Below are 21,965 nucleotides of genomic sequence, written 5' to 3'. Positions count from 1 at the left end.
CCCTGGCCCCGAGGCCCGGCCACCGACGGCGAACGGCCGTTCTCCGACACGCTCGGCGTCGGAGAACGGCCGTTCCGCCGCTCACGGGGCAGGACGGCCGCGTTCCGCGACCGACGGTGGCAGTGCCGACCGGCCGCCCGTCAGGGGCGCCCGGCGGTCGGCCCGCCCGCTCGTCAGCCCCGGCCGTCGGCGGCAGCCGCCACGGCCTCCGCCACCGGGGTGTCGCCACCGACCAGCTCCAGCGTCAGACCGGCGGTCCCCGGAGCGTCCAGCAGCGCCACCAGCACGGCCGCCACGTCGTCACGGGTGACGTCGGAACGCCCCGTCGAGTCGGCCAGCGACACCAGCCCGGTGCCCGCGTCGTCGGTGAGGCGCCCCGGTCGCAGGATCGTGGTGTCCAGCCCCGACCGCGAGCGGATGTCCGCGTCCGCGGCGGCCTTGGCGCGCAGGTAGCCGGCGAAGACGGCGTCGGTCCCGGGCGGGGGCTCGCTGTCGGTGCCCATTGCCGACACGACCAGCATCCGCCGGACCCCGGCCTGTTCGGCCGCGTCCGCGAAGAGCACCGCGGCGGCGCGGTCGACCGTGTCCTTGCGGTCGGCGCCGCTGCCCGGCCCGGCACCGGCGGCGAACACCACGGCGTCCGCGCCCTCCAGGTGGCGTGCTACATCGGCCACGTCCGACGACTCCAGGTCGCAGACGACGGGCTCGGCGCCGAGGGCGAGGAGCGCCCCGGCCTGGGCTGGCTTGCGGATCAGACCGGCCACCTCGTCACCGCGTTCGGCGAGCAACTGCTCGACTCGGCGGGCGATCTGGCCATGTCCTCCGGCGATAACGGTACGCATGCCCCGACCGTACCGCCGCGGACCGCGCCGACCCGGGAGGACCGGCCGGGCCGGGCGCGCTGCCCGCCCACGTGGCCGCCACGGATCGAGGAGCGGCCCGGCGGCGCGGGCCGTGACGCCGCCCCGCAGGCCGGTCGGGACGCCTGGGCGGGAGGCCGCCGTCGGTGCCGGGGGATGGCCTCAGAGCGTTCTTGAGACACCACGTCGGGCCCGCGACCCCGGCTACGGCCATCTGCTGCGTTGTCGGCAACGCCCGACTACAACCCGGTGTGAGGGCGCCCCTCCGCCGTGCAGCTGACCGCATCCGACGCCGCGAGCCGATCCGACGCGGGTCCTCAGACGCGCTCTCAGCCGCCCGCCTGCCGGGGCACGCCCGGGGCCGCCGGCACAGCGGAGCCGCAGTACTCCCGGACCGCGCTCGTCCGGGCGACGACCCTCCCGCGGTGCACCACCACTCGGCTGTAGGCCAACGCCAGAGCTCCGCTCAGCGATTCGCCACGCACCGCCAGCAGCTCGGCCGGGTGCCCGGACTCGACCCGGACCGGCGGCAGCCCCATCGCCTCCCGAGCGCGGGCGGAGACCGCCTCGTACGCCCGCTCGGGGGTGACCTCGCCCAGCGAGGCCAGCAGGTAGGCCGCCTCCAACGGGTCGCCCCTGCCCACCGGGTTGGCGGCGTCGCGCAGCGCGCCGCTCCCGGCGGCGACGCGCACCCCGGCGGCGCCCAGCAGCCGCACCGGGGTGGCGCGACCGGCGGTGCGCACCCCGTCCGCGCGTGCGCAGCCGCCCTGGGGCAGCGCGACGACGGAGACGCCGCCGGCGGCCAGCCGCTCGGCGGTACGGCGCAGTACGTCGTTGGGGAGGAGCGAGAGCCCGGCGCAGGGACCGACCGCGACGCCATCGCGCAGGGAGCCCGCGGCGTCGGCGATCCGTGCGAGCGCGGCCGGGTCGTCGCCCTCGGCGTGGAGGTCGAGCCCCAGACCGTGCTCGGCGGCGACCTCGACCAGGTGACCGAGGAACCCCGCCGGCTCGGGGTCGTGCCCGGGGCTGCCGCCGAGCGCCGTGGTGCCCAGTGCCACGGCGTCGCGCAGCAGCGCCCGGTCGTCGGCGCCGGCGCGTCCGGTCAGGAACCGCGGCACGGCGACCACCTGGAGGTCGACGAGGCCGCGGAGTCCGCGCCGGGCGTCCAGCGCCGCCTCCAGCGAGGAGAGACCGCCCGTGCCGCCGATCCGGATGTGGGTGCGCTGGGCGGTCGCCCCGTGGCCGAGCTGCAGCAGTGCCGCCTCGGTCATCCGTCGTCGGACGGATACCGGGTCGCCGGGAGCGGGGCCGTCGCTCTCGGCGGTGAGGGCCGAGTCGTGGTGGGCGTGCGGTTCCGCCGGTGACGGCAGCAGCAGGTAGCCGGAGAGGTCGACCCGGGTCGTGCCCTCGGGCCCGCCGGGGGCGAGGCTGCCGGGCGTCCCCACCGCCTCCACCCGCCCCGCGCTGATCCTCACGTCCACGGTGCGGCCGTCGGCCAGGCGCGGCCCGGAGAGGACGAGGACGGTCGTGCCCCCGGTGTCGGCGTCGTGCGGCATCGGGCTCCTGCAAGTCGGTGCGGCTCGGGTGGTGCCGCCCGCGTGCGCGTTCGGCGCTCCGGCGGGTGGCGGTGGTGCGCCGGCGGGGCGCGCGCGACCGGTGGCGCCCTTGGAGCGCCGGTCGGACGGACTGGTGCGAGGGTACGGCGCCACAGCAGCCGCCCGTGCGCAGCAGGCGGAGGCAACCCAATAGTCGTACGACCTGATCGGTGCCTGGTCGGTTGCCTGCGGCTCGCCGCCCGTGCGGCGCGGCCTGCGCCTTCCCGAGGCGGCGGTGAGGGGCGGCGGTGAGGGGCGCCGGCGGAGGCCGGGCCGGGCCGCTCAGGTCGCCTCCCGCCCGGCCTTCGCGAGGGGCCGCCACGCCGGTCGGCGTGGGTGTGGCCGGGGCGCAGCACGGGGTGGCGCGGGGCCGTGGGGGAGGTGGGGTGACCGGCCCCGGTTTACGGATTTCGTCTTACGGCGCGGAACGTGTAATCTCTTCCTCGCTCGCCCCAATAGCTCAGTCGGTAGAGCGTCTCCATGGTAAGGAGAAGGTCAACGGTTCGATTCCGTTTTGGGGCTCTGAGGTGCGGTCATCCGCATCCTGGCGGCGTAGCTCAGTCGGTAGAGCAAACGGCTCATAATCGTTGTGTCACCGGTTCAAGTCCGGTCGCCGCTACTCATCGGTAGCCGATGCTGGGTTTTACGCCCCGATCGGCTACTGTCCCTGTGTTGAACCGTCCCGTCCGTCAAGGAGCACTCACGTGGCTGCCACCGACGTCCGCCCGAAGATCACGCTGGCCTGCGTGGAGTGCAAGGAGCGGAACTACATCACCCGTAAGAACCGGCGTAACGACCCCGACCGGCTCGAAATGAAGAAGCACTGCCCGCGCTGCAACTCGCACACGGCGCACCGCGAGACGCGCTGACCCGCATCTCGTGAACCACGCCGGCCGGTACCGGCGGGAGCGCTTCGGCACTTCCCGCCTCACCTCCGAGTCGGCGACGACGGGTAACCATCCCGTCAGATCATCGAACAGTCCGACGGCACTGTGTGTCCCGTCAGGTAGCTGTTGACCGTCGAGGCCGCTCCGTTCCGGAGCGGCCTCGCGTTCGTTCCCGGAGGTGTTCGCGCCCATGGCGCTCGACCAGTCCTACGTCGGACGCAGTTATCCGCCGAGCCGGCCGTATGAGGTCGCACGCGAGAAGATCCGCGAGTTCGCCGAGGCGGTGGGGGACGACAACCCCGTGTACACCGACCCGGAGACCGCGCGAGCACTCGGCCACCCCGACGTGCCCGCGCCTCCGACTTTCGTGTTCTCCATCACCTTCGCCGCGGCCGGCGACGTGATACGGGACCCGGAGCTCGGGCTCGACTACAGCCGCGTGGTGCACGGCGACCAGAAGTTCGCCTACTCGCGGCCGGTCCGCGCGGGGGACGTGCTGACGGTCACCTCGACCATCGAGTCGATCCGCAGCATGGCCGGCAACGACATCCTTGACGTCCGGGGTGACGTGCACGCAGCCGACGGCGAGCACGTGGTGACGGCGTACACGAAGCTGGTGGCGCGGGCCACCGAGGAGGGATGAGCGCGATGGCCGCCAGTGTCGCCTACGCCGACGTCGAGACCGGTACCGTCCTGCCGTCCCGGGAGTTCCCGGTGGACCGCGCCGCGCTTGTCCGGTACGCGGGTGCCTCCGGGGACTTCAACCCGATCCACTGGAACGAGCGGTTCGCCCGCGAGGTCGGCCTGCCCGACGTGATAGCGCACGGCATGTTCACCATGGCGGAGGCGATCCGCGTGGTGACGGACTGGGTCGGCGACCCCGGTGCGGTCGTCGAGTACGGGGTGCGCTTCATCAAGCCGGTCGTCGTGCCGGACGACGACAAGGGTGCCGTCATCGAGGTGTCGGGCAAGGTCGCCGTGAAACTCGACGACGAGGCGCGGACGGTGCGCGTGGATCTCACCGCGACCGCTGCCGGACAGAAGGTGCTGGGCATGGCCCGCGCGGTCGTCCGCCTCGCCTGATCCGCCTGGATACGGGCGCGCCCCACGGCTCCAGGGCCGTGGGGCGCGCCCGTCGTCCGTGCACGCCTCGGGGTTGACTAATTAGTGATTGATTACTAACTTCGCTGTCATGGCAGAGCGAAGCAGTCGGATGTCGGCGGAGGAGCGGCAGGAGGCCGTGGTGCGCGCGGCCCTCGCGGAGTTCGCGCGCGGCGGTTACGCCGGGACCTCCACCAGTGCGATCGCCCGGCGCGTCGGGGTCTCCCAGCCGTACCTCTTCCGGCTGTTCCCCGACAAGCGGGCCATCTTCCTCGCCGCCGCCGCGCGGTGCTGCGACCAGATCCGCGTCAGGTTGGCCGAGGCATCCGACGGGCTGGCGCCCGACGAGGCCGGTCGGGCGATGGGTGAGGCGTACGCGCAGCTCACCGCGGACCGGGAGCAGCTGCTCTTCCAGATGCAGATGTACGCGGCGGCCGGTGTGGCCGAGGAGTCCGGGGACCACGACTTCGCCGAGCAGCTCCGCCGGGGCTGGGGCGAGGTCTGGGACCTCGTCCACCTCCGGCTCGGGGCGGAGGACGGGCGGACGGTGGGCTTCATGGGTCAGGGCATGTTGATCAACGCGCTGCTCGCGCTCAACCTGCCCGCCGGTCATCGTGCGTGGAACGCCTGCGGGGCCGGACCCGAGGGTTCCTGACGACCTGACGACCTGACGGCCCGGAGCGGTGGCAGGTGCCTGACCGGGTGCAGGGGGCCGGTGGCGCATCACGCGTCTGACCCGTGTGAACTTTGGGTCCCGGCCCTACGTCCGGGGGCGCGATCGAGGCTCCGGGTCGTGATGCATCACTGTCGCGATTACCCGATTCCAGGCAACACCCCTCCGCCCTCAGCGTGATACACGGCAGGGCGCTTGCGACGACCGGGTGCCGCGCGTGCCTCCTGTCGTCCTCCGGGTGCGTGGCACTGCACGCCCAAAAAAGTTATTGATCAATCACTAATAGGAGGCGTTCGATGAGCGCCGCCCACCGACCAGGGAGCGACATCGTGACCGGTACCCCGAGCCCCGCGCCCGTTCCACCCCCGACCACCGGCCGGCCGGGGTGGACCCTCGCCGTCACCGGGGCCGCGACCTTCATGGCCGCCCTCGACAACCTGGTGGTCACGACCGCCCTGCCGGTCATCCGGGACGACCTCGGCGGGAGCCTGGCCGACCTGGGATGGATCGTCAACGCCTACACCCTGCCGTTCGCCTGCCTCCTGCTGCTCGCCGCCGCGCTCGGGGACCGGTACGGCCGGCGCCGGGTCTTCACTGTCGGCGTCGTGGTCTTCACCGCGGCCTCCGCCTGGGCCGCGCTCGCCGGAGGCACCGGCTCGCTCGTCGCCGCCCGGGCCTTGCAGGGCGTCGGGGCCGCGGTGCTGCTCCCGCTCAGCCTCACGCTGATATCCGCCGCCGTCCCCGCTGCCCGGCGTGGTGCGGCCTTCGGGATCTGGGGGGCGGTCAACGGCGTCGCGGTCGCGGGCGGGCCACTCGTCGGCGGGGTCGTCACCGAGCACCTGTCCTGGCAGTGGATCTTCTGGCTGAACGTCCCCGTGGGGCTCCTGCTGCTTCCGCTCATCCGCGTCGGCCTCGCCGAGAGCCACGGCCGTCGCCGCCGCCTCGACCTCGGCGGGGCCGCACTGGCCGGTGCCGGGCTGTTCGGGGCCGTCCTCGGGATCGTCCGCGGCCACGAGCACGGCTGGTCCACCCCCGGCAGTTGGGCGGCGCTCGCGGTGGGAGCCGCGCTGCTGGCCGCCTTCGTCCGCTGCGAGACGCGCGTTCCCGAGCCGATGCTGCCCATGCGGTTCTTCCGCTCCCGCACCTTCAGCGCACTCAACGGCGCGGGGCTGCTGATGTTCCTCGGCATGTTCGGGTCGATCTTCCTGCTGGCGCAGTTCTTCCAGATCGTCCAGGGGTACAGCCCCACGGAGGCCGGGCTGCGGGTGCTGCCGTGGACCGCGATGCCGATCGTCGTGGCACCCCTCGCCGGGGTGCTCACCGACCGGGTCGGAGGACGGCCCGTCATCGGCGGCGGGATGCTGCTGATGGCCGCGGGGCTCGCCCTGTTCGCCCTGGTCGCGGCACCCGACGCCCCCTACGCGGCCCTGGTGCCCGCCCTCGCGCTCTGCGGCCTCGGCATGGCGCTGTTCTTCGCCCCCACCGGCGCGATGGTCATGGGATCGGTGCCCGTGGCCGACCAGGGCATCGCCTCCGGCGTCAACAACTCGCTCCGGGAGGTCGGCGGCGCGCTCGGCATCGCCCTGCTCGCCTCGGTGTTCGCCGCCCGAGGCGGCTACGCCGACGGCCGGGAGTTCGTCGACGGGCTGGTGCCGGCGCTCTGGCTGGCGGTCGCCGCCCTGCTGCTGGCCGCGGCCCTCGTCCTCGCCCTCGTCGAACGCGGCCCCGCCGCCGCGGAGGGCCCCGCCGTCGGCCCGCACCACCCCGCCGGTCCGGGGGCGCGTCCCGGCGGCGGTATCACCGGCACGGGCGTGCGTGCCGCCGGGCACGGCCCGTCCGCGCCCACCCGCCGCTGAACCGGGCCGGCTACGGCCACGGCGCGGGGCGTACGGAGGTCGCGGGTACCGCGCGCCGTAGGCTGTGGGGCGTGCAGGAACTCCGTGACGCCCCCCTGGCCCCCCTCACCACCTTCCGACTCGGCGGACCGGCCCGCAGGCTGCTCACCGCCACCACCGAGGACGAGGTGACCGCCGCCGTCAGCGACGCCGACGAGCGCGGCGAGCCGCTGCTGCTGGTCGGCGGCGGCAGCAACCTGGTCATCGCCGACGAAGGCTTCGAGGGCACCGCGCTCCACATCGCGACCCGTGGTCTCACCCTCGACGGCACCCGCCTGGAGATCGCAGCCGGGGAGAACTGGTCCGCGACGGTCGCCCGCACCGTCGAGGCCGGACTCGCGGGAGTCGAGTGCCTCGCCGGCATCCCCGGTTCCGCCGGAGCGACGCCCATCCAGAACGTCGGTGCGTACGGTCAGGAGGTCGCCACCGTGGTGACCGAGGTCGTCGCCTGGGACCGCCGCGACCGGCGGACCGTGGTGCTCCCCGCCGCCGAGTGCGACTTCTCCTACCGGCACAGCCGCTTCAAGGCCGAACCCGAGCGCCACGTCGTCCTGCGGGTACGGATGGAGCTGGAGGACGCGGACGGCCTCTCGGCACCCTTGCGGTACGCCGAGACCGCGCGGGCCATGGGCGTGGAGACGGGCGACCGCGTTCCGCTCGCCGCCGCCCGGGAGACCGTGCTCAAGCTGCGCAGCGGCAAGGGCATGGTGCTCGACCCCGAGGACCACGACACCTGGTCCGCCGGGTCGTTCTTCACCAACCCGGTCCTCGACGACGACTCCTTCGCCGCCTTCCTCGCCCGGGCCGCCGAGCGGTTGGGGCCGGAGGCGACACCCCCCGGCTTTCCCGCCGGGGAGGGCCGCACCAAGACCTCCGCGGCCTGGCTGATCGACCGCGCCGGCTTCACCAAGGGGTACGGCGACGGCCCCGCCCGCATCTCGGGGAAGCACACCCTGGCGCTCACCAACCGGGGCACCGCGCGCACCGCCGACCTGCTCGCCCTCGCCCGCGAGGTCCGCGACGGCGTCCGCGACGCGTTCGGCATCACGCTGGTCAACGAGCCGGTCACCGTCGGCTGCTCGCTCTGACGGACCCCGCCCGATCCCCGCCGCACGTGCCGCGGGGGTCGGGCTCTTCGGTCGTCAGCCGGCCTCGGACCGGACCGCCGGGACGGCTGCCAGCCAGGAGTCCACGTCCGCGAGGACCTCCGCCAGGGTGTCCGCCGGCATCCGGGCCGCCCGCAGCGACTGCCGACCCAACTCCGCGAGCTCCTCGTCGGTGAACCCGTGGTGCTCCCGCGCGATCTCGTACTGCGCCGCCAGGCGCGACCCGAAGAGCAGCGGGTCGTCGGCGCCCAGCGCCATCGGCACCCCGGCGTCCCACAGCGCGCGCAGCGGCACGTCCTCCGGCTTCTCGTAGACGCCGAGCGCCACGTTGGAGGCCGGGCAGACCTCGCACGTCACCCCCGACTGCGCCAACCGCGCCAGCAGCCGCGGGTCCTCGGCGGCGCGGACCCCGTGGCCGATGCGGTCCGCCCGCAGGTCGTCCAAGCAGTCGCGGACGCTGGAGGCACCCGACAGCTCGCCGCCGTGCGGCGCCGCGATCAGTCCGCCCTCCCGGGCGATGGCGAAGGCGCGGTCGAAGTCGCGGGCGAAGCCGCGCCGTTCGTCGTTGGAGAGCCCGAAGCCGATGACCCCGCGGTCCGCGAACCGCACCGCGAGCCGGGCCAGGGTCCGCGCGTCCAGCGGGTGCTTCATGCGGTTGGCCGCGACCAGCAGCCGGATCGGCAACCCCGTCTCCGCGGTGGCGCGCTCCACCGAGTCCAGGATGACCTCCAGCGCCGGGATCAGCCCGCCCAGGCGCGGCGCGTAGGAGGTCGGGTCCACCTGTATCTCCAGCCAGCGGGAACCGTCGGCCACATCCTCCTGCGCCGTCTCGCGCACCAGCCGCTGGATGTCCTCCGGCTCCCGCAGGCAGGACCGCGCCATGTCGTACAGGCGCTGGAAACGGAACCAGCCGCGCTCGTCGGTGGCCCGCAGCTTCGGGGGCTCCCCGCCCCTGAGCGCCTCCGGGAGGTGCACGCCGTACTTGTCCGCCAGCTCCAGCAGCGTTCCGGACCGCATGGAGCCGGTGAAGTGCAGGTGCAGATGGGCCTTCGGCAACAGCCGGACATCTCGAACACTCGCCATTGGGAGATGGTGCCGCATCCACCCTTCCCGGCGGTAATCCACCCACCCGCGCCCCACCCGGCCCCGTGCCCCGCCGCCCTCCCACGGAGACGGCGACGGGCCGTCCTCCCCGAGGGAGGACGGCCCGTCGCCGGCGGGTCGGACCGGGTCAGCCCCGGGCCTCGCCCAGCAGCTTCTGGAGACGCGAGACGCCCTCGGTCAGGTCCTCGTCGCCCAGCGCGTAGGAGAGCCGCAGGTAGCCGGGGGTGCCGAACGCCTCACCCGGGACCACCGCCACCTCGACCTCGTCCAGGATGATCTCCGCCAGCTCGACGCTGGTGGTGGCGCGACGGCCGCGGATCTCCTTGCCGAGCAGCGCCTTCACCGACGGGTAGGCGTAGAACGCGCCCTCCGGCTCGGGGCACTCCACACCCGGGATCTCGTTCAGCATCCGCACGATGGTGCGCCGCCGCCGGTCGAACGCCTTTCGCATCTCCGCGACGGCGTCCAGCTCGCCGGAGACCGCGGCCAGCGCCGCGATCTGGGCGACGTTGCTGACGTTGGAGGTGGCGTGGGACTGGAGGTTGGTCGCCGCCTTGACGACGTCCTTGGGCCCGATGAGCCACCCGACGCGCCAGCCGGTCATCGCGTAGGTCTTCGCCACACCGTTGACCACGATGCAGCGGTCCGCCAGCTCGGGCACCTCGACCGGCAGCGAGCTGAACTCGGCGTCCCCGTAGACCAGGTGTTCGTAGATCTCGTCGGTGAGCACCCACAGGCCGTGCTCCGCCGCCCACAGGCCGATCTCACGGACCTGCTCGCGGGTGTACACGGCGCCGGTCGGGTTGGACGGCGAGACGAACAGCACCACCTTGGTGTTCGGGGTGCGGGCGGCCTCCAGCTGCTCCACGCTTACCCGGTAGCCGGTGGTCTCGTCGGCAACGACCTCCACCGGGACACCGCCGGCCAGCCGGATCGACTCGGGGTAGGTCGTCCAGTAGGGAGCGGGGACGATGACCTCGTCGCCCGGGTCGAGGATCGCGGCGAACGCCTGGTAGATGGCCTGCTTGCCACCGTTGGTGACCAGGACCTGCGCGGGCTCGACCTCGTAGCCGGAGTCGCGCAGCGTCTTGGCGGCGATCGCGGCCTTCAGGTCGGGGAGCCCGCCGGCGGGGGTGTAGCGGTGGTACCGGGGGTCGCGGGCGGCCTGGACCGCCGCGTCGACGATGTAGTCCGGGGTCGGGAAGTCCGGTTCGCCGGCGCCGAACCCGATCACCGGACGGCCGGTGGCCTTGAGGGCCTTGGCCTTGGCGTCCACGGCGAGGGTGGCGGACTCGGAGATGGCGCCGACGCGTGCCGAGACACGGCGCTGCGTGGGCGGGGTGGCGGACTGTGCGGATGGCGTCTCGGAACTCATACCCGGCATCGTTGCAGAACACGCCCGTCCGCGGCACTGAGGTGCCCGTACTGCGGACCTCACCGTCCGGTCGGTGACACGCGGCCGTGGGACAGTGCCGGCCGGGGAGCGGCGCCGGGGCCCGCGAGGCCGCGGTGCCCGCGCCACCCGGCCCCGCCGCGGGGCAACGGCGACCCCGAAGAGGACTGCGCCCGGTACCCGTTCGACGTCGGGCGGTATCAGCGCGTACACTCTCGTCTCGTTGGTCGCAGCCCGCTCCGATCGGATGGCGTCTCGCCTCTCCGGACGGATCGTGTAACTTTGGTCGCGGCAACAAAGGGTCGTAGCTCAATTGGTAGAGCACTGGTCTCCAAAACCAGCGGTTGGGGGTTCAAGTCCCTCCGGCCCTGCTGCACACTGTGAAAGCCGCCCGGCTTGGGCCGGGCGGCTATGACCATGACCGGGATCGGGTGAGGACGAGTGGCTGGAATCGCGGACTCCGTCGAGGCGCCGGAGCCCCGGGGGGAAGGCACCGGTCGCCGCGGGAAGCGCGGCAAGCGCGGCCCGCTGGGGCGACTCGCGCTCTTCTACCGCCAGGTCATCGCGGAACTCCGCAAGGTCGTCTGGCCGACCCGCCGCCAGCTGACCACCTACACGGTCGCGGTCATCGCGTTCGTGCTGGTGATGATCGCGCTCCTGTCTGTGCTTGACTGGGGATTCACCCGAGTCATCGACTACGTCTTCGGCTGACCCGCCCCCGGCGAGGTGGGCAGGGCGTATCCGTACATCGCGGGACAGTCCACCGACGTGAAGCCAGGAAGAAGCAGCTACCGTGTCTGACCCGAACCCGAACGACGCCGCCGCGCCCGCCCAGGACGACGGCACCGCGCGCGACATCATCGAGGCCGCGGACACCGTGGACCCGACCGAGGCCGCTGACGAGGTCGACGGCACCTTCGCGGAGGAGGTCGCCGCCAAGGTGGAGGGTGGCGCAGCCGCCGAGACCGCCGAGGACGAGACCGCTCGGGAGTTGGCCGGCTACGCCGAGGTCGCGGGCGACACCGACGAGGACGACGAGCAGGTCGTGGGCGACACCGCCGCTGACGCCGTCGCCGAGGTCGAGGCCCAGGAGGCCGAGGTCGAGCAGGCCGTCGACCCGGTTGCCGCGCTCCGTGAGGAACTGCGTGTCCTCCCCGGCGAGTGGTACGTCGTCCACACTTACGCGGGTTACGAGAACCGCGTGAAGACCAACCTGGAGCAGCGCGCCGTCTCCCTCAACGTCGAGGACTTCATCTTCCAGGTGGAGGTCCCGACCGAAGAGGTCGTGCAGATCAAGAACGGCGACCGCCGCACCGTCAAGCAGAACAAGCTGCCCAGCTACGTGCTGGTCCGCATGGACCTCACCAACGAGTCCTGGGGCGTCGTCCGCAACACGCCCGGGGTCACGGGCTTCGTCGGCAACGCCTACGACCCGTACCCGCTGACGCTGGACGAGATCGTCAAGATGCTCGCCCCCGAGGCCGAGCAGAAGGCCGCCGCCGAGGCGGGCGGCCCCGGCGCCTCCGCCGCGACCCGCCGCGTCGAGGTCCAGGTCCTGGACTTCGAGGTCGGCGACTCGGTCACCGTCACCGACGGCCCGTTCGCGACGCTGCAGGCCACCATCAACGAGATCAACGCCGACTCCAAGAAGGTCAAGGGCCTCGTGGAGATCTTCGGTCGCGAGACCCCGGTCGAGCTCAGCTTCGACCAGATCACCAAGAACTGATCGCCCCAGCGGGCCGAGACGCCCCCGCACCGCCGGACACCGGTGGCGCGGGGGCGTTCTTCGTTGCGGCGGGGCGCCCCGGGCTGTCGCCGGTCGGCCCCCGGGCCGTACCCGGGCCGCCCCGGGCGGCGACCGGCGACATCGGCGGGAGCCTGCCGGGCGCCAACAGCGGTACGGCGCACGGCGGTTGCCGAACCCCCGCCGGTCACTCCGCGTCACCGCCGTCGCTCCGGTCATCACCCCGCCCGGCGGCCCCTGACCGTCCGTCGCGCCAGCCCGGCGGCGCACCGCACCCGGGTGGCGCCGAGCGGGGGCCGGGAGCCCCGGACCACGGTTAGTCTGGGCTCATGCGCGCGCTGATAGTGGAGAACGACGACAGGGTCGCGCGCGCCCTGAGCCGCACCCTGCGGGGTGACGGCTACGACGTGGAGCGCGCGCGCAGTGTCGAGGAGGCGGGTCGGGCGATCACCGCCGGTGACTTCGCCATCGCCCTGGTCGACCTCGGTCTCGACGACGGCGACGGCGTGGACGTCATCCGGTTGCTCCGCGACCACCCCTCCACCGGCGTCATCGCGGTCACCGCCCGCGGCGAGCAGGCCAACCGGGTGCGGGGGCTGCGGGCCGGGGCGGACGACTACCTGGTGAAGCCGTTCGGGGTCGCCGAACTGCTCGCCCGGATCGAGGCGGTCACCCGCCGGCTGCGCGTGGGGCACACCGTCGCCGCCGCCCGCGGCTCGATCCGCCACGGCGAACTGGTCATCGACCAGGACCGCCACGAGGTGGCCCACCACGGCGAACTGCTCCACCTCACCCGCAAGGAGTTCGACATCCTGGTGCTCCTCGCCCGGAACGTCGGGGCGGTCGTGGAACGCGACCGCATCCTCGACCAGGTCTGGCAGTCCACCTGGGAGGGCAGCAGCCGCACGCTCGACACCCACATGACCTCGCTGCGGGCGAAGCTGGGGCCGTCAGCCGCGATCGCCACCGTGCGCGGGGTCGGCTACCGGCTGGAGCCCGCGCAGAGCGCGGTCGGGTAGCCCGTGCGCCGGCGCATCGTCATCGCGCTGCTCCCGCTGCTCGCCCTGCTGGTGGTGGGTGTGGGCATCTCGTACACGGTGATCGTCAGTGAGCGCTCCACCCAGCGGGTCTTCATCGACCGCAGCGGTGACGCGGTGCGGTTCGCGACGCTGGCCGAGGCCGCGCTCATCTCCGGCGACACCTCCCGACTCCACGCGGAGCTCGACGCCTACCAGGAGCTGTACTCCTCTCCGGTCTGGGTGCTGGGGCTCGACGGCAGCCTGCTGCACGACCCCGGTGAGCCGCTCCCCAGGGACGAGGCGGTCGACGACCACGTGCAGCGCGCCTTCGCCGGCAGCCGGATCGGGGAGGCGCGGACGGTCTGGCCGTGGATGCCCGCGCCGCTGCGGGTGGTCGAGCCGGTCGGCCGGGACTCGCAGGTGACCGCGGTGGTGGTGATCGAGGCGCCCACCGACGTGTTGCGGGAGACGACCGTGAGGCAGTGGGGCGTCGGGGCGGTGCTGCTCCTGCTGCCGGTGGCCGCACTGATGGCCGCACTGTGGCCGCTGAGCCGCTGGATCCTCCGGCCGGTCCGCGACCTGGAGCGCATCGCCGCCGACGTGCGCGGTGGTGAGTTGGGGGCGCGCGCCGCGGTGGCCCACGGCCCTCCCGAGCTGCGAGGGCTCGCCTCCTCCTTCAATGCCACGGTGGAGACGGTGCAGCGCACCCTGGAACGCCAGCGGATGTTCGTGGCGGACGCCGCACACCAGCTCCGCAACCCGCTGGCGAGCCTGCGGCTGTCGGTCGAGAACCTGCGCCCCTGGGCCAAGGACCCCGACGCGAGAGAAGCCGTCGAGGAGGCGGTGGACGGTGCCGAGCAGATGAGCCAGATGTTCGAGGCGATGCTCGCCGCCACGGCCACCGCCAGCCAGGAACGGGTCAGCGACAGCGAGGCGTGGACCCTCGCCAGGGTGTTCGAGACCGGCCGGCCGCGGTGGGAGCAGGTCACCGCCGAGCACGGCCTGGCCCTCCGGGTGGAGGACCCGGAGCCCGGGTTGGTGCTGCGGCAGCCGCCCGGCGGACTGGTGGCCGTCCTCGGTGAACTGGTGGAGAACGCGGCGCGCCTCTCCGGCGGGACCACCGTCACCGTCACGTCCGGCGCTCCGGACGAGGACGACCGGGCCGACGTGGTCATCGCCGACGACGGCACCGGCCTCACCGCCGAGGAGCGCGAGTCCGCCCGCGGCAGGTTCTGGCGCGCGCAGCGCCACCAGAACGTCCGCGGCACCGGGCTGGGGCTGGCGATCATCCACGACGTGGTGGAGGACGTCGGCGGTGAGGTGCTGCTGGCGGCCAACACCCCCACCGGCCTGCGGGTGACCGTCCGGCTCCCGGTCGCGGGCACCGGCTGACCGACGGTCGTGAGGTACCGGCCGACCGGCGGCGCGCAACCCACCGGCTCACCCGGCGGCCCGCCCGCATCGGGCAGCCGGCGCGCCGGGTCAGCCCATCGTCTTCTGCCCGTCCAGGGCCTCCCGGATGATGTCGGCGTGGCCCGCGTGCTGCGTCGTCTCCGCCAGCACGTGCACCAGCACCCGCCGCGCCGACCAGCTTGCACCGGCCTCGAACCAGGGCGCCTCCGGCAGCGCACGCGCCGCGGAGAGGTCCTCCAGCGATCCGAAGACCTCCGCCGTCCGCTCCGCGACGGCCTCGTAGTCGGCGAGCACCCCCGCGAGGGTCTCGCCCGGCAGCAGCCGGAAGGCGTCGCCCCACGCGGCGAGGTCCGCCTCCGTCATCTCCGAGAAGTTGCCGATCGCGCCGGCGCCCTCCAGGACGAACGCGGTCCAGCCCCGCTCCACCCCCGCGACGTGCTTGACCACGCCGGCCAGCGACAGCTCGCTCACAGTGGTGCGGCGCGTCGCCTGCTCGTCGTCGAGCCCCTGCACAGTGCGCAGCAGCAGGCCGCGGTGGTGGGCGAGGGCGGAGAGGAGGTCCGTCGCCTCGTCGTGGGCCGACCCCGCGGGCGTCGCGCCGCCGGTCGCGCTCCCGGTCGTGTCGTCGATCGACCGCTCGGGTGTGGAAAGCATCGAAATCCTCCTGTGCTGGTTCCCCCGCGGCGGTTCCCGCCCGGGTGTCTCCGACGCTAGGGGCCCTTCCGGCCGGTATCCGGCCGGAAGGCGCGCGAGAATCACAGCCATGGCGGACACCGGATCAAGGACCCTGCGGCTGCTGTCCCTCCTCCAGAGCCACCGGCACTGGAGCGGGGACGAACTCGCGACGCGGCTCGGTGTCTCGGCCCGCACCCTGCGCCGCGACGTCGACCGGCTGCGCACCCTCGGCTACCCGGTCACCGCCCACCGCGGCACGGACGGCGGCTACCAGCTCGCGGCCGGCGCGACGCTGCCGCCGCTGGTCATGGACGACGAGGAGGCGGTGGCACTGGTCGTCGGCCTCCAGGCAGCCACCCGCATCGGCGCCGTGGCGGGCGCGGGCGAGGCGTCGGCCCGGGTGCTGTCGACGGTGCTGCGGGTCATGCCCACCCGGCTGCGCCGCCGCGCCGAGGCGCTGAGCAGCGTCACCGACTCCGCCGGCTGGTGGCGGGACACAGCCGATGGGGGAGTGGAACCGGGGGTGCTGGTGGTGCTCGCCCCGGCCTGCCGGGACGGCGAGACGGTGCGGTGCGGCTACGAGGCTGCCGACGGCGCCCGCACCGAACGCCATCTGGAACCGCACCGCCTCGTCTGCCTGGGCAGGCGCTGGTACCTGGTCGCCTACGACCTGACGCGGCAGGACTGGCGCTCGCTGCGCGTGGACCGCCTCCACGACCCGCGGACCACCGGGGAGCGGTTCCGGCACCGCCGGGTGCCGGGCGGCGACCCGGCCGCCTGGGTCCGCGAACGCGTCGGCGGCGCGCCGCGCCGCCACCGGGTCGAGGCACTGATCGCCGCGCCGCCCGCGACCGTGCGGTCGCGCACGGGCGACTGGGCGACGATCGAGGCCACCGACGACCCCGGTCAGAGCCGGTTGCGGATGAACGCCGACGACCTCACCTGGCCTGCCGTCGCCCTGGCCACGGTCGACGCGGACATCCGGGTGCTGCACCCGCCCGAGCTGCGGGAACTCCTCCACCGCTGGGCCGACCGGCTGCACCGGGCCTGACACCGCGAGGCCGCGCCGCTCGGCGGGGGCTCAGGGTTTGGCGTCGCGGAACCAGCGCGCCGCGCCCGGGTGCAGCGGGATCGGCGCCGTGGCGGCGGCCGTACGGGGGTTGATCTGGTACGCCTCGGGGCGCGTCCGCGCCAGCCGCCCGGCGCCCCGGACCGTGGTGCCGGTCAACGTCGTCGCCACGTCGTCGGGGAAGTCCCGCCGCACGGCGAGCAGCGTCGGCACCGCGAGGGTGCGGGTGGTCGCCACCCCGGGGTAGACGGTGCTGGCGATCGTCACCGGCAGATACTCGCCGGGGTGCGCCCGCTGTATCGCCTCCGCCTCCGCGCCCAGGTCCACGAAGTGGATGTCCGGGTCCTGGTCCAGCAGCCAGGCGATGGCCGGCGTCGGCATCGCGGTCAGCGAGGCGACCGCGTCCACCTCGCCCGCGACCAGCGCCCGCGCCGCCTCCTTCTGCCCCAGGTCCAGCTCCTCCACCTCCACTCCGGCGGCGGCCAGCATCCGTCCACCGGTGAAGCGCGTGCCGGAGCCGGGAAGCCCCATCGCGACGGGCCGACCGGCGAGGTCCTGGAGCGTGCGGACCCCGCTGTCCCGCAGCGTCACCAGGTGCACCACGGAGTCGAAGATCCGGAGAAGCGCGGGCGTCTCCTCCTTGTGGGAGAGCAGCACGTCGACGTTGGCGTAGGCGAGGTCCACCTCGTCGGAGAGCAGCATCCGCACGTTGTCGACCGACGCCTCGGTGAAGACGACCTCCACCGCGCGGCGCCCCAGCGTCTCGTTCCACAGCGCCGTCAGCGCCGCGCCGGACTCACGGTACGTAGCGCCCTCGGGCCCGGTCGCCAGGCGCAGGCCGCTGACATCGGGGGAGGGGGAGGTGTCGCACGCACTGAGAGCGACGACGCCGACGCCTGCCGCCAACAGTGCGCGCCGGGAGAGCTCGCGCGCCGGCGCCAATGTCAGATCAACCCCAATTTCTGCCCGGTTTCGTTGCTGTAACGCGCACTCACTATCAGTGTGATGCGACCCACAAGATAGCAGTCAGAGGGATGGACGACCCATGACGAGTACGCCGACGACGTCGACGGTGAAAAAGAAGAAGAAGCCGATATACAGCCACCTGTACTTCTGGGTGCTGGTCGGGATCACGATCGGAATCGTCATCGGCCTCGCGGCGCCGGGTGTCGGCTCCGAGATGAAGTGGCTCGCCGATCTCTTCATCAAGCTGGTCAAGGTCGTCATCGCGCCGACCATCTTCGCGACCGTCGTCGTCGGCATCGCCGGAATGGGCAACCTGGCCAAGGCCGGCGGTCTCGCCCTCAAGACGGTGCTGTACTTCAACATCACCACCGTCTTCGCACTGGCCATCGGCCTCGTCGTGATCAACGTGTGGCAGCCGGGTGCCGGCCTGGGCTACGACATCGACTCGTTCGACACCTCCGCCGCCGACGGCGCCATCGCCTCCGCGGGTGAGGCCGACGCCGGCTTCACCGGCTTCCTCCTCGGCCTGGTGCCGACCTCCTTCGCCAGCGCCTTCGTCGACGGCCAGCTGCTCCAGGTCCTGCTGCTCGCGATCCTCGTCGCCTGCGCCCTGACCATGCTCGGCGCCCGCGCCGAGGGCATGGTCCGCGGCCTGGACACCTTCGCCAAGGTCATGTTCGGCGTCATCAAGCTCGTCATGTGGGTCGCCCCGCTGGGCGCCATGGGCGGTATCGCCTTCACCATCGGTGAGCACGGCAGCGCGATCCTCGGCTCGCTCGCCTCGTTCATGGTGTCCTTCTGGGTCACCTGTCTGCTCTTCATCTTCCTGGTGCTGGGCCCGATCTGTTACGCCACCGGCTTCAGCATCATCAAGTACATCCGCTTCATCAAGGACGAACTGCTGATCGTCCTCGGCACCTCCTCCTCCGAGACCGTGCTCCCCCGCATGCTCACCAAGCTGGAGGCCGCCGGCACCCCGAAGCACGTCGTCGGCATGACGATCCCGACCGGGTACTCCTTCAACCTGGACGGCACCGCCATCTACATGTCGATGGGCGCCCTCTTCATCGCCCAGGCCTTCGGCGTCGACGTCTCCATCTGGACGCAGATCGGCCTGCTGGTCTTCATGCTGATCTCCTCCAACGGTGCCGCCGGTGTCTCCGGCGCCGGCCTGGTCACCCTGGCCGCCTCCCTGGCCGCCTTCGACTCGGTCATCCCCGTCGCCGGTATCGCGCTCATCGTCGGCATCGACCGCTTCATGAGCGAGGGCCGCGCCCTGACCAACCTCACGGGCAACGGCATCGGCACACTCGCCATCGCCCGCTGGACGGGCGACCTCGACCGAGACCGCCTGAAGTACGTCCTGGACAACCCCGACACCGTCGACGTGGACGCGCTGATGAAGGCCGAGGCCGAGGCCGGGATGAGCGAGATCAACGAGGGCGAGAAGTCCCGAGACGCCCTGGCCACCGACCCCGCCAACCAGGACGGCGCCGACACCGACGCCGACCGTGACGGGAAGACCCCGGAGGAAGCCGCCGGCAGCTCCCGCACGTGACGCCCGGCGGGCTTCCCGCCGACCACGTCCCGCCGTGCCCGGCGCGCTACATTCCGACTGTGGAACTCAGACAGCTGGAGCACTTCGTCGCGGTCTGCGAGGAGCACCACTTCACCCGCGCCGCCCACCGGCTGCGGATCGCCCAGTCCGGGCTCTCCGCCTCGATCAAGTCGCTGGAGACGGACCTCGGCACCCCGCTCTTCGTCCGCACCACCCGCAGCGTCCGGCTCACCGACGCGGGCCGGGCCCTGCTCGGCGAGGCCCGCCGCACCCTGGAGTCCGCCTCCGCCGCCCGCGACGCGGTCGCCGCGGTGCAGGGCCTGGTCACCGGCAGCCTCGCCCTCGGCACCGAGCAGTGCATGGGCATCGTCGAACCCGCGGAACTCCTCGCCGACCTGCGCCGCCGCCACCCCGGCGTCACCGTCCGCATGGTCCAGGACGGCTCCGACGCCCTGGTCGCCGGCGTCCGCGACGGCCGCCTCGACCTGGCGTTCGTCGTGCACGACGGCACCGAGGAGGGCGTCACCGTCCGCCCCGTCGCCCGAGAGCCGCTGATGCTGCTCTGCGCCCCCGGCCATCCGGTCGCCGACGGCGGCCCCCGCGCCCCCGCCGACCTCGCCGGCGAGGACTTCGTGGACCTGCACCCCGGCTGGGGCGCCCGGCGCGCCGCCGGCGCGGCCTTCGCCGCCGACGGCGTGGAGCGCGAGGTCGCCCTCCAGGTCAACGACGTCTACACCCTGCTGGAACTCGTCCACCGCGGCATGGGCGTCGCGGTCGTGCCGCGCCCCGTCACCCGGAAGCAGGCCGCCGCAGGGCTGACCGCCGTCCCGCTCCGGACCGACGTCACCTGGGCCGTCGGGATCGCCCTCCCCGCCACCGGCCCTCCCTCCCCGGCAGCCCGCGCCCTGCTGGAGTCGATTCAGCACCCGGCGCGATGAATCCCATCGGTCCCGGACGTTGGACGTGCCGTTCCGGGGGAACCAGAGTGGGCAGCACGCGGCGGGGCGGACGCTGATCCGCACCGCCGGTTGTCCACACCTGTGAGAAGGGCAGTTCGGTATGGCGCAGACAGTGCGCGGGGTGATCGCTCGCGGCAAGGGGCTCCCGGTGGAGCTGACCGACATCGTGGTGCCCGACCCCGGACCCGGTGACGCGGTGGTCCGCATCCAGGCATGCGGGGTGTGTCACACCGACTACCACTACCGCGAGGGCGGCATCTCCGACGACTACCCCTTCCTCCTCGGCCACGAGGCCGCCGGCATCGTGGAGTCCGTCGGTGACGGGGTCACCGACGTGGCGCCCGGCGACTTCGTCGTCCTCAACTGGCGCGCGGTCTGCGGCAGCTGCCGAGCCTGCAAGCGGGGCCGTCCCCAGTACTGCTTCGACACCCACAACGCGTCGAAGAAGATGACCCTCACCGACGGCACCGAACTGGAGCCCGCCCTCGGCATCGGCGCCTTCGCGGACAAGACCCTGGTCGCCGCCGGCCAGTGCACCAAGGTGGATCCCGCCGCCCGCGCGGCGGCCGTCGGCCTGCTGGGCTGCGGCGTGATGGCCGGCCTCGGCGCTGCCGTCAACACCGGCAACATCGGTCGCGGCGACACCGTGGCCGTCATCGGCTGCGGCGGCGTGGGCTGTGCCGCCGTCGCGGGTGCCCGGCTCGCCGGCGCCGCCAAGATCATCGCGGTGGACATCGACGCCGCCAAGCTGGACACCGCCCGGTCCATCGGCGCCACCCACACCGTGAACTCGCGCGAGACCGACCCGGTCGAGGCCATCCGCGAGCTCACCGGCGGCTTCGGCGCCGACGTCGTCATCGAGGCCGTCGGCCGTCCCGAGACCTACAAGCAGGCGTTCTACGCCCGCGACCTCGCCGGCACCGTCGTCCTGGTGGGCGTCCCCACCCCGGAGATGACGCTGGAACTGCCGCTGCTCGACGTCTTCGGACGCGGCGGCGCGCTCAAGTCGTCCTGGTACGGCGACTGCCTGCCCTCGCGCGACTTCCCCGTCCTGACCGACCTCTACCTGCAGGGCCGGCTCGACCTCGACGCCTTCGTCACCGAGACGATCGGCATCGACGCCGTCGAAGCCGCGTTCCACCGCATGGAGAAGGGTGAGGTGCTCCGCTCCGTGGTCGAGCTGTGAGCACCGCGCGCATCGACCACCTGGTCACCTCCGGAACCTTCTCCCTCGACGGCGGCACCTGGGAGGTGGACAACAACGTGTGGATCGTCGGTGACGACCACGAGGCGGTCGTCATCGACGCCGCCCATGACGCCGACGCCATCGTCGCCGCGCTGGGCGGGCGGCGGCTGGTCGCCGTCGTCTCCACCCACGCCCACGACGACCACGTGGACGCCGCCCCGGCGCTCGCCGAGCGGACCGGGGCACCGATCCTGCTGCACCCGGCCGACCGCGAGCTGTGGGACCGCACCCACCCCGACCGCGCGCCCGACGGCGAACTGGCCGACGGCCAGGTGCTGACGGTCGCCGGCGTCGAACTGCAGCAGATCCACACCCCGGGCCACAGCCCCGGCGGGGTCTGCCTGTACGCCCCGGCACTCGGCACGGTCTTCACCGGAGACACCCTCTTCCAGGGCGGCCCCGGTGCCACCGGACGGTCGTTCTCCGACTTCCCGACGATCGTCGAGTCGATCCGGGAACGGCTGCTCACGCTGCCGCCCGGCACGGTCGTCCGCACCGGCCACGGCGACTCGACGACCGTGGGGGACGAGGCGCCCCACCTTCAGGAGTGGATCGACCGCGGCCACTGACCGCGCGGCCACCGGCCGAGGCCGGGACCCACGGGACGTCGCGCCCTGTGCGGCGGCCCGTCAGGCCCACCCGGTCCCGGCCCCGGGCACGACCCCGGCCGTTCCCGCTGCCTGGCGGGCAGCGGGAACGGCC

General features: G+C 73.2%; 21 protein-coding genes and 3 tRNA genes. 18 read left to right on the top strand and 6 right to left on the bottom strand.

Annotation, left to right across the window (positions count from 1 at the left end):
• Positions 1–173 precede the first annotated feature (173 nt).
• On the bottom strand, positions 174–842 hold the full coding sequence (locus tag HCJ92_RS11265; protein WP_167933369.1) for an SDR family oxidoreductase: 669 nt from the start codon (positions 840–842) through the stop codon (positions 174–176).
• Positions 843–1,189: 347 nt separating this feature from the next.
• Positions 1,190–2,416 carry an amidohydrolase family protein gene (locus HCJ92_RS11260; protein WP_167933368.1) on the bottom strand — a complete coding sequence of 409 codons (1,227 nt, stop codon included), beginning with the start codon at positions 2,414–2,416 and terminating at the stop codon, positions 1,190–1,192.
• Between the two features lie 488 nt (positions 2,417–2,904).
• Here HCJ92_RS11260 and HCJ92_RS11255 point away from each other — a divergent pair.
• The 8 genes from HCJ92_RS11255 to HCJ92_RS11220 all read left to right on the top strand — a co-directional run bounded on the left by HCJ92_RS11255 (position 2,905) and on the right by HCJ92_RS11220 (position 8,099).
• A tRNA-Thr gene (locus tag HCJ92_RS11255) sits at positions 2,905–2,977 on the top strand.
• 24 nt (positions 2,978–3,001) lie between these two features.
• Positions 3,002–3,074 (top strand) — tRNA-Met (locus HCJ92_RS11250).
• Positions 3,075–3,159: 85 nt separating this feature from the next.
• A complete protein-coding gene (gene rpmG / locus HCJ92_RS24895) occupies positions 3,160–3,324 on the top strand; it encodes a 50S ribosomal protein L33 (protein ID WP_097230363.1) in 165 nt (54 codons plus the stop codon).
• Positions 3,325–3,532: 208 nt separating this feature from the next.
• Positions 3,533–3,985: a MaoC family dehydratase N-terminal domain-containing protein gene (locus HCJ92_RS11240; RefSeq protein WP_167933367.1), complete on the top strand. Its 453-nt coding sequence runs from the start codon at positions 3,533–3,535 to the stop codon at positions 3,983–3,985.
• A gap of 5 nt (positions 3,986–3,990) precedes the next feature.
• Positions 3,991–4,425, top strand: a complete 435-nt coding sequence (locus HCJ92_RS11235; RefSeq protein WP_167933366.1) for a MaoC family dehydratase — start codon at positions 3,991–3,993, stop codon at positions 4,423–4,425.
• A gap of 109 nt (positions 4,426–4,534) precedes the next feature.
• Positions 4,535–5,098 (top strand): TetR/AcrR family transcriptional regulator, encoded by a 564-nt coding sequence (locus tag HCJ92_RS11230; protein ID WP_245240785.1) that lies wholly within the window; start codon positions 4,535–4,537, stop codon positions 5,096–5,098.
• A gap of 314 nt (positions 5,099–5,412) precedes the next feature.
• The gene (locus tag HCJ92_RS11225) at positions 5,413–6,972 is read left to right on the top strand and encodes an MFS transporter (protein WP_167933365.1); all 1,560 of its coding nucleotides are present in this window, start codon (positions 5,413–5,415) and stop codon (positions 6,970–6,972) included.
• Positions 6,973–7,043: 71 nt separating this feature from the next.
• Positions 7,044–8,099, top strand: a complete 1,056-nt coding sequence (locus HCJ92_RS11220; RefSeq protein ID WP_167933364.1) for a UDP-N-acetylmuramate dehydrogenase — start codon at positions 7,044–7,046, stop codon at positions 8,097–8,099.
• A 54-nt stretch (positions 8,100–8,153) separates the two neighbouring features.
• Here the strand turns inward: HCJ92_RS11220 and HCJ92_RS11215 are convergent, their stop codons facing one another.
• Positions 8,154–9,218 carry an adenosine deaminase gene (locus tag HCJ92_RS11215; RefSeq protein ID WP_420824696.1) on the bottom strand — a complete coding sequence of 355 codons (1,065 nt, stop codon included), beginning with the start codon at positions 9,216–9,218 and terminating at the stop codon, positions 8,154–8,156.
• Between the two features lie 130 nt (positions 9,219–9,348).
• On the bottom strand, positions 9,349–10,596 hold the full coding sequence (locus tag HCJ92_RS11210; protein WP_167933362.1) for a pyridoxal phosphate-dependent aminotransferase: 1,248 nt from the start codon (positions 10,594–10,596) through the stop codon (positions 9,349–9,351).
• Positions 10,597–10,912: 316 nt separating this feature from the next.
• On the opposite strand from HCJ92_RS11210, the gene HCJ92_RS11205 reads away from it, so the two are divergent.
• The 5 genes from HCJ92_RS11205 (at position 10,913) to HCJ92_RS11185 (ending at position 14,769) form a co-directional block, all read left to right on the top strand.
• Positions 10,913–10,985 (top strand) — tRNA-Trp (locus tag HCJ92_RS11205).
• 70 nt (positions 10,986–11,055) lie between these two features.
• Positions 11,056–11,325: a preprotein translocase subunit SecE gene (gene secE / locus HCJ92_RS11200; protein WP_167933361.1), complete on the top strand. Its 270-nt coding sequence runs from the start codon at positions 11,056–11,058 to the stop codon at positions 11,323–11,325.
• A gap of 82 nt (positions 11,326–11,407) precedes the next feature.
• Positions 11,408–12,340 (top strand): transcription termination/antitermination protein NusG, encoded by a 933-nt coding sequence (gene nusG, locus HCJ92_RS11195; RefSeq protein WP_167933360.1) that lies wholly within the window; start codon positions 11,408–11,410, stop codon positions 12,338–12,340.
• A 347-nt stretch (positions 12,341–12,687) separates the two neighbouring features.
• Positions 12,688–13,377: a response regulator transcription factor gene (locus HCJ92_RS11190; protein WP_167933359.1), complete on the top strand. Its 690-nt coding sequence runs from the start codon at positions 12,688–12,690 to the stop codon at positions 13,375–13,377.
• A gap of 3 nt (positions 13,378–13,380) precedes the next feature.
• Positions 13,381–14,769, top strand: coding sequence for an ATP-binding protein (locus HCJ92_RS11185; protein WP_167933358.1), 1,389 nt, complete (start codon positions 13,381–13,383; stop codon positions 14,767–14,769).
• A gap of 90 nt (positions 14,770–14,859) precedes the next feature.
• Here HCJ92_RS11185 and HCJ92_RS11180 read toward each other — a convergent pair whose 3' ends face one another.
• Positions 14,860–15,444, bottom strand: coding sequence for a DinB family protein (locus HCJ92_RS11180; protein WP_167933357.1), 585 nt, complete (start codon positions 15,442–15,444; stop codon positions 14,860–14,862).
• A gap of 109 nt (positions 15,445–15,553) precedes the next feature.
• Between HCJ92_RS11180 and HCJ92_RS11175 the strand changes: the two genes are divergently transcribed.
• The gene (locus tag HCJ92_RS11175) at positions 15,554–16,516 is read left to right on the top strand and encodes a helix-turn-helix transcriptional regulator (protein ID WP_167933356.1); all 963 of its coding nucleotides are present in this window, start codon (positions 15,554–15,556) and stop codon (positions 16,514–16,516) included.
• 30 nt (positions 16,517–16,546) lie between these two features.
• Here HCJ92_RS11175 and HCJ92_RS11170 read toward each other — a convergent pair whose 3' ends face one another.
• The gene (locus tag HCJ92_RS11170; protein WP_167933355.1) at positions 16,547–17,476 is read right to left on the bottom strand and encodes a TAXI family TRAP transporter solute-binding subunit; all 930 of its coding nucleotides are present in this window, start codon (positions 17,474–17,476) and stop codon (positions 16,547–16,549) included.
• Positions 17,477–17,579: 103 nt separating this feature from the next.
• On the opposite strand from HCJ92_RS11170, the gene dctA reads away from it, so the two are divergent.
• The 4 genes from dctA to HCJ92_RS11150 all read left to right on the top strand — a co-directional run bounded on the left by dctA (position 17,580) and on the right by HCJ92_RS11150 (position 21,832).
• Complete coding sequence (gene dctA / locus HCJ92_RS11165; RefSeq protein ID WP_167933354.1) at positions 17,580–19,058, top strand: C4-dicarboxylate transporter DctA; 1,479 nt, start codon at positions 17,580–17,582, stop codon at positions 19,056–19,058.
• 59 nt (positions 19,059–19,117) lie between these two features.
• Positions 19,118–19,996, top strand: a complete 879-nt coding sequence (locus tag HCJ92_RS11160; protein ID WP_167933353.1) for a LysR substrate-binding domain-containing protein — start codon at positions 19,118–19,120, stop codon at positions 19,994–19,996.
• A gap of 121 nt (positions 19,997–20,117) precedes the next feature.
• Entirely contained in the window at positions 20,118–21,203 is a 1,086-nt protein-coding gene (locus tag HCJ92_RS11155) for an S-(hydroxymethyl)mycothiol dehydrogenase (protein ID WP_167933352.1), read from the top strand.
• Positions 21,200–21,832, top strand: coding sequence for an MBL fold metallo-hydrolase (locus HCJ92_RS11150; protein WP_167933351.1), 633 nt, complete (start codon positions 21,200–21,202; stop codon positions 21,830–21,832). The genes HCJ92_RS11155 and HCJ92_RS11150 overlap by 4 nt, the downstream gene beginning before the upstream one ends.
• Positions 21,833–21,965 lie beyond the last annotated feature (133 nt).

Source organism: Streptomyces spiramenti (assembly GCF_012034385.1).
Classification (GTDB): domain Bacteria; phylum Actinomycetota; class Actinomycetes; order Streptomycetales; family Streptomycetaceae; genus Streptomyces; species Streptomyces spiramenti.
Note: the sequence above shows the minus strand (reverse complement) of the source record. Positions and strands in the feature narration are given on the sequence as shown.

Bases quoted from the DNA above. Each gene is read 5' to 3' on its own strand.
- HCJ92_RS11265 (WP_167933369.1), bottom strand. From the start codon at position 842: ATGCGTACCGTTATCGCCGGAGGACATGGCCAGATCGCCCGCCGAGTC.
- HCJ92_RS11260 (WP_167933368.1), bottom strand. From the start codon at position 2,416: ATGCCGCACGACGCCGACACCGGGGGCACGACCGTCCTCGTCCTCTCC.
- HCJ92_RS11240 (WP_167933367.1), top strand. From the start codon at position 3,533: ATGGCGCTCGACCAGTCCTACGTCGGACGCAGTTATCCGCCGAGCCGG.
- HCJ92_RS11235 (WP_167933366.1), top strand. From the start codon at position 3,991: ATGGCCGCCAGTGTCGCCTACGCCGACGTCGAGACCGGTACCGTCCTG.
- HCJ92_RS11230 (WP_245240785.1), top strand. From the start codon at position 4,535: ATGGCAGAGCGAAGCAGTCGGATGTCGGCGGAGGAGCGGCAGGAGGCC.
- HCJ92_RS11225 (WP_167933365.1), top strand. From the start codon at position 5,413: ATGAGCGCCGCCCACCGACCAGGGAGCGACATCGTGACCGGTACCCCG.
- HCJ92_RS11215 (WP_420824696.1), bottom strand. From the start codon at position 9,218: ATGCGGCACCATCTCCCAATGGCGAGTGTTCGAGATGTCCGGCTGTTG.
- HCJ92_RS11210 (WP_167933362.1), bottom strand. From the start codon at position 10,596: ATGAGTTCCGAGACGCCATCCGCACAGTCCGCCACCCCGCCCACGCAG.
- HCJ92_RS11190 (WP_167933359.1), top strand. From the start codon at position 12,688: ATGCGCGCGCTGATAGTGGAGAACGACGACAGGGTCGCGCGCGCCCTG.
- HCJ92_RS11180 (WP_167933357.1), bottom strand. From the start codon at position 15,444: ATGCTTTCCACACCCGAGCGGTCGATCGACGACACGACCGGGAGCGCG.
- HCJ92_RS11175 (WP_167933356.1), top strand. From the start codon at position 15,554: ATGGCGGACACCGGATCAAGGACCCTGCGGCTGCTGTCCCTCCTCCAG.
- dctA (WP_167933354.1), top strand. From the start codon at position 17,580: ATGACGAGTACGCCGACGACGTCGACGGTGAAAAAGAAGAAGAAGCCG.
- HCJ92_RS11155 (WP_167933352.1), top strand. From the start codon at position 20,118: ATGGCGCAGACAGTGCGCGGGGTGATCGCTCGCGGCAAGGGGCTCCCG.